The organism is Intestinibacter sp., assembly GCF_022780145.1.
In the GTDB taxonomy this organism is placed as follows: domain Bacteria; phylum Bacillota; class Clostridia; order Peptostreptococcales; family Peptostreptococcaceae; genus Intestinibacter.
The window spans coordinates 1-5,803 of the sequence record NZ_JALEXO010000037.1; the positions used below are offsets into that span (position 1 = coordinate 1).

Here is a 5,803-nt window from a genome sequence, read left to right on the forward strand (position 1 = left end):
TGAGCCAGGATCAAACTCTCAAAATAAAGCTTCATCTTGCTCAGACTAATCATTATCGAATATCTGGCTTGGTTTGTTGGTTTTAATTCGTGTGAATTAAAGATTATATTTAACCTACTGTTTAATTTTCAAAGTTCTTAAATCTATTGTGGTGGGCCATCAGGGACTCGAACCCCGGGCCTACCGGTTATGAGCCGGGCGCTCTAACCAACTGAGCTAATGGCCCACAATAAACATGGTGCCGAAGACCGGAATCGAACCGGTACGAGAGGTTAAGTCTCGCAGGATTTTAAGTCCTGTGCGTCTGCCAGTTCCGCCACTTCGGCATACCACCTAGCTATGACCTACTCTCCCAGGCGGTCACCCACCAAGTACCATCGGCGCTAAAGAGCTTAACTTCTGTGTTCGGAATGGGAACAGGTGTATCCTCTTTGCTATAATAACTAGATTATTTTTATTTATTTTGTACTGCTCAATCAGTACAAGTATAATAATACCATCTCATATTATTAATGTCAATATCTTTTTTTATATTTTTTTGTTTTTTTATTTTATTACATATATTCAGGTAAATATAATACATACATAGATATTATAATATCCTAAAAAAATAAAGAAGGTAATATTTCTAACAATATACCTTCTTATAAATATTTTACTTTTCATATTCTTTTCTTAACTTCTCTACTATCTTTCGCTCTATTCTAGAAATAGTCATTTGAGATATATTTAATTCTTTTGCTAGAGCTGACTGAGTTTTTTCTTCAAAAAATCTTCCTTTAAATATCTTAACCTCTAATTCATTCAATTTACCCACAAATTTATCCACAAAATCTTTATATTCTATGTTAATGAAACTATCTTCATACTCTCCTAATCTATCTATCAAAGTTATCTCTGAGTCTTCTGAATCACTATTCACAGGAGTATCTAAGGAAACTGGTTGATATCCGTATGATGCTTCTAATGCTTCTAATACTTCCTCTTCCTTGCACCCTATAAAATCAGCTATATCCTTTACTTTAGGTTTTTTCTTATCCTTTTGTTCTAATATAAGTTTTGCTTCATTTACTTTTTTATTTAATTCTTGAACTCTTCTTGGCACTCTCATAGTCCAAACTTTATCTCTAAAATATTTTTTAATTTCACCTATTATAGTAGGCGTAGCAAAACTAGAAAATTCATATCCCTTCGACATGTCATAGCGTTCTACTGCATAGATAAGTGCTAAAGATCCTACCTGATATAAATCTTCAAATTCTACTCCTTTATTAACATACTTTTTAGCAAGAATATTGACTAAGTAAAGATTTTTCTCTACCAAAATATCTCTGATTTCTTTATTACTTTTATCCTTACTATAAATATAAAAAAGTTCTTTATTGTCCATATCTAGATAATTGGTAACAGATGATATAGGCTTCATTAATTATCAACTCCTAAATATTTTGTCATTTTTATAGTGGTTCCACTATCTACATCAGATTTTATCATTACATCATCCATCAAACTCTCTATTATGAACAAGCCCAATCCACTTTCCTTTGGCTCATTTAAATTAGGTTTATCCACAGAATCAACATTATATCCTTTTCCATTGTCTATTATTTCTATAGTTAAACCATTTTCAAATATTGTATATTCTACATAAAACTTATTCTCTGAACTATGTTTTATTGCATTTGTACAAGCCTCAGAAACAGCAACCTTAATATCTTCTATATCATCTAAACAAAACCCTATTTTATTTGCTATTCCTGATGTAGTTAATCTTACAACACTTACATATTGTGGGTTAGAAGCAATTTCCATTTTTATAATCTCAAAATTCAATTCTATCCCTCCATTTTAAATATTTTATCTAATCCTGTTATAGAAAAAATCTTTTTAACATTATCTTTAGGCGATTCTATGTATATTTCTTTGTTTTGAACTTTTATTCTTTTTAAAACTCCTATCATAACACCTAAACCTGTTGAATCTATATAATCTAAATTACTCAAATCAAATCTTATACTTCTTATCTCTTTATCAATTAATTTGTATAAATACTCTTTAAATTGATCTGCTGTCGATACATCTAATTCACCAATGACATAGACATCCCAAAAATCAGTGTCAATGTCATTTTTTAAATTCACATCAATAGACATTTATAAACCTCCTAAATTATTGCAATTATTTTTTAAAGACCCTTAAAACTTTAAAAAATCCTGTTATTTTTTCAACTATATCTAGTATACTTCTTACATCTGATGTTATCTCAGCTGCATTATCTATTATTTCACTTATGTTTTTTTCGTTGTAATCAATTATTTTATTAACTCTATCTATTGTCTTTGTAGCTGAATTCAATGTTTTAGCTATGTATATAGCTATTACTAATATCGCTACTCCAAATAAAACAGCCCCTACTTGCCACCCAATTGCATTCATTATTTACTCTCTCCTTCTTCATCAAATGTTCTGCTAACTACTATATCCTCTTCTTCTATTTCCATTTTTTCTTGTGCTAAATCATCTTTTATTTCAGATACTTTTTCTTTGACTTCTTCAAAAGTTTCATGTAGAACATCTTTTGGATTTTCTTTTATAGTATCTATTTTTTTCTTGGCATCCTCTCTTAATTCGCTGCCTTTTTTAGGTGCTAAAAATATTCCCATAAAAAATCCTATTATTACTCCTATTGTTAATACTTTTCCTCTTTTTTTACTCATATTACATAGCTCCTTTCAAGTTAATATATTTATATTATATATTACATTGTGTATTGATTATATATTATTTATTCAAAATAAAGAAATATTTATTTTAAAAGCTATATTTATCCACAATTTATACACATCTAAAATTAATATTCTATACTATAAATAAAAAGAATAGGTGTTACCCTATTCTTCTTCAGCATTTATTTTGGCAATTGAAACTACATCCACTTCATCATCTGTCTTCATAAGCTTAACTCCGCTAGTTACTCTTCCAAATACAGATATATCGTCAACTCTCAATCTAATAAGAACTCCATCAGAATTTATAAGCATCAATTCATCTTCGTTGTTGACCATTGTTGCTCCAACTATTTTTCCAGTCTTATCTGACATATTATAAGTTTTAATTCCTTTTCCTGCTCTTATTTGACTTCTGTATTCTTCTATTGCAGTTCTTTTTCCGAAACCATTTTGACTTACAACTAATAAATCAGTTCCTTCATCACATAAATTCATAGAAACAACATTGTCGTCATCTGATAAAGTTATACCTTTAACTCCCATTGCTGTTCTACCCATAGGTCTTATATCCTTTTCGCTAAATCTAATAGACATACCTTGTGATGTTACTAATAAAACTTCTTTATCTCCATTAGTTATTTTTACATCTATTAATTCATCGTCATCTCTTAAACCTATAGCTATTAATCCTGATTTATTAATATTTTTAAATTCTGATCTCTTAGTTTTCTTAACTATACCCTTTTTAGTTGATAATAATAAATATGTATCGTCATTTGCTTGTGTATCAACATCAATAAGTGTAGCTATTTTTTCATTAGGTCCTAATTGAAGTAAGTTTACTATAGCTGTACCTTTAGCTTGTCTCTTACCTTCTGGAACTTCATATGCATCTAATTTAAATACTCTACCTCTGTTAGTGAAGAATAACAGTTTGTTATGTGTTCTAGTAGTTATTAGATGTTTTACGAAATCTTCTTCTCTAATTGTAAGAGCTGAAATACCTCTTCCACCTCTTCTTTGGCTCTTATAAGTATCTAAAGGTAATCTCTTAATATATCCGAAGTGAGTTAATGTTATAGTTATCTCTTCGTCGTCTATTAAGTCTCTCATGTCTATTTCACCTTCAGAATGTCTTATTTCTGTTCTTCTCTCATCTGCGTATTTTCTCTTAATTTCTAGAATTTCATCCTTTATAACACCTAATAATAAGTGTTCGTCTGCAAGTATTGATTCTAAATACGCTATTTTTTTCATTAATTCGTTGTATTCAGCTTCTACTTTTTCTCTTTCTAGACCTGTTAACTTTTGAAGCTTCATATCTAGTATCGCTTGAGCCTGAACTTCACTTAATTTAAATCTTTCCATTAATCCAGTCTTAGCAATTTGTGTATTTGCAGAAGATCTAATTAAATTTATAACTTCATCTATATAGTCCAAGGCTATTCTTAAACCTTCTAGTATATGAGCTCTAGCTTGAGCTTTATTTAATTCAAATTTAGTTCTTCTTGTTACTACATCCTTTTGATGTTCTACATAGTAATGTAGTATTTGTTTTAAGTTTAATATTCTTGGAACACCATTTACAAGAGAAAGCATTATTATACTAAATGTATCTTCAAGTTGAGAATGTTTGTACAGGTTGTTTAATACTATATTAGCATTTACATCTCTTTTTAATTCTATGACAATTCTCATACCATTTCTGTTACTTTCATCTCTTAAATCTGATATTCCCTCTACTTTTTTGTCTTTAACTAATTCAGCTATTCTTTCGACTAACTTAGCCTTATTTACTTGGTAAGGAATTTCTGTAACTACTATTTGCTGTTTTCCTTTTGGAAGCTCTTCTATTTCGGCTTTAGATCTAACCTTTACTTTTCCTCTACCTGTTTTGTAAGCTTCTGTTATACTGTCTTTCCCCATTATTATCGCACCAGTTGGGAAATCTGGTCCTTTAATGTAATCCATTAATTCTTCTACAAAGCAGTCTGGATTATCGATTAGATGAACAGTAGCATCTATAACCTCACCTAAATTATGTGGTGGTATAGAAGTCGCCATACCTACAGCTATACCATTAGATCCATTTACCAATAAATTTGGGAATCTAGCTGGTAATACAGTAGGTTCTTTTAAAGATTCGTCGAAGTTCGGTCCAAAATCTACTGTTTCTTTATCTATATCTCTTAATAATTCTAGAGATAATTTACTCATTTTAGCTTCTGTATAACGCATTGCTGCTGGTGAGTCACCATCTACAGAACCGAAGTTACCATGACCATCAACTAAAAGCGCTCTTGTTGAGAAGTCTTGCGCCATTCTTACCATAGCTAAATATACTGCTGTATCACCATGTGGATGGTACTTCCCTAAAACGTCCCCAACTATACGTGCTGACTTTCTATATGGTTTATCTGGTGTTAAATTTAATTCATTCATTGAATAAAGTATTCTTCTGTGTACAGGCTTTAAACCGTCTCTAACATCAGGAAGCGCCCTACCGGCTATAACACTCATGGCATAATCTATATATGAATCTTTCATTTCCTTCGAAATCTCTGCAGGAATTATTTTGTTATTTTCTTCCATGTCCATTCTCCTTTCTTATTAAATGTCTAGGTTTTTAACAAATTTTGCATTTTGTTCTATGAAGTCTTTTCTAGGTCCAACTTTATCGCCCATTAACATAGAGAATATCATATCAGCTTCTGCAGCATCGTCTATTGTTACTTGAAGTAAAGTTCTTGTTTCTGGGTTCATTGTTGTTTCCCATAATTGTTCTGGATTCATTTCTCCAAGACCTTTGTATCTTTGAAGCTCGATTCCATTTTTGCCTATCTCTTCTAATAAAGTTTCTAGTTCTTTATCTGAATAAACGTAGTATTCTTTCTTTTGTTTTTTAACTTTAAATAGTGGTGGTTGTGCTATATACACATAACCATTATCTATAAGTGGTCTCATATATCTAAAGAAGAATGTCAATAATAAAGTTCTAATATGTGCACCATCCACGTCTGCATCGGTCATTATTATTATTTTATGATATCTAGCTTTTTCTATATTAAAATCGT

Annotated in this window: 7 protein-coding genes, 2 tRNA genes and 1 rRNA gene; all 10 read right to left on the reverse strand. The window is 30.4% G+C overall.

Annotated elements, in window-relative coordinates:
* Positions 1–149: 149 nt before the first annotated feature.
* Positions 150–226: transfer RNA gene (locus MR593_RS01425), tRNA-Ile, on the reverse strand.
* 10 nt (positions 227–236) lie between these two features.
* Positions 237–326: transfer RNA gene (locus tag MR593_RS01430), tRNA-Leu, on the reverse strand.
* A 5-nt stretch (positions 327–331) separates the two neighbouring features.
* Positions 332–448, reverse strand: a 5S ribosomal RNA gene (gene rrf, locus MR593_RS01435).
* A 207-nt stretch (positions 449–655) separates the two neighbouring features.
* Complete coding sequence (locus MR593_RS01440) at positions 656–1,426, reverse strand: SigB/SigF/SigG family RNA polymerase sigma factor (RefSeq protein WP_290686194.1); 771 nt, start codon at positions 1,424–1,426, stop codon at positions 656–658.
* Positions 1,426–1,812 carry an ATP-binding protein gene (locus MR593_RS01445; RefSeq protein ID WP_442908393.1) on the reverse strand — a complete coding sequence of 129 codons (387 nt, stop codon included), beginning with the start codon at positions 1,810–1,812 and terminating at the stop codon, positions 1,426–1,428. The genes MR593_RS01440 and MR593_RS01445 overlap by 1 nt, the downstream gene beginning before the upstream one ends.
* Before the next feature lie 23 nt (positions 1,813–1,835).
* Positions 1,836–2,153 (reverse strand): STAS domain-containing protein, encoded by a 318-nt coding sequence (locus tag MR593_RS01450; RefSeq protein ID WP_290686198.1) that lies wholly within the window; start codon positions 2,151–2,153, stop codon positions 1,836–1,838.
* A gap of 25 nt (positions 2,154–2,178) precedes the next feature.
* Positions 2,179–2,436 carry a DUF948 domain-containing protein gene (locus tag MR593_RS01455; RefSeq protein WP_290686200.1) on the reverse strand — a complete coding sequence of 86 codons (258 nt, stop codon included), beginning with the start codon at positions 2,434–2,436 and terminating at the stop codon, positions 2,179–2,181.
* The gene (locus MR593_RS01460; RefSeq protein WP_290686202.1) at positions 2,436–2,717 is read right to left on the reverse strand and encodes a YtxH domain-containing protein; all 282 of its coding nucleotides are present in this window, start codon (positions 2,715–2,717) and stop codon (positions 2,436–2,438) included. Before MR593_RS01460 ends, MR593_RS01455 begins: the two co-directional genes overlap by 1 nt.
* A gap of 174 nt (positions 2,718–2,891) precedes the next feature.
* A complete protein-coding gene (gene gyrA / locus MR593_RS01465; protein WP_290686205.1) occupies positions 2,892–5,321 on the reverse strand; it encodes a DNA gyrase subunit A in 2,430 nt (809 codons plus the stop codon).
* 18 nt (positions 5,322–5,339) lie between these two features.
* Positions 5,340–5,803 (reverse strand): toprim domain-containing protein (locus MR593_RS01470; RefSeq protein ID WP_290686208.1); only part of this gene is annotated, 464 nt, incomplete at its 5' end.

What these genes read in the sequence shown, in the direction of transcription:
- gyrA (WP_290686205.1), bottom strand. Translation starts at nt 5,321, where the DNA reads ATGGAAGAAAATAACAAAATAATTCCTGCAGAGATTTCGAAGGAAATG.
- MR593_RS01440 (WP_290686194.1), bottom strand. Translation starts at nt 1,426, where the DNA reads ATGAAGCCTATATCATCTGTTACCAATTATCTAGATATGGACAATAAA.
- MR593_RS01460 (WP_290686202.1), bottom strand. Translation starts at nt 2,717, where the DNA reads ATGAGTAAAAAAAGAGGAAAAGTATTAACAATAGGAGTAATAATAGGA.
- MR593_RS01445 (WP_442908393.1), bottom strand. Translation starts at nt 1,812, where the DNA reads ATGGAAATTGCTTCTAACCCACAATATGTAAGTGTTGTAAGATTAACT.
- MR593_RS01450 (WP_290686198.1), bottom strand. Translation starts at nt 2,153, where the DNA reads ATGTCTATTGATGTGAATTTAAAAAATGACATTGACACTGATTTTTGG.
- MR593_RS01455 (WP_290686200.1), bottom strand. Translation starts at nt 2,436, where the DNA reads ATGAATGCAATTGGGTGGCAAGTAGGGGCTGTTTTATTTGGAGTAGCG.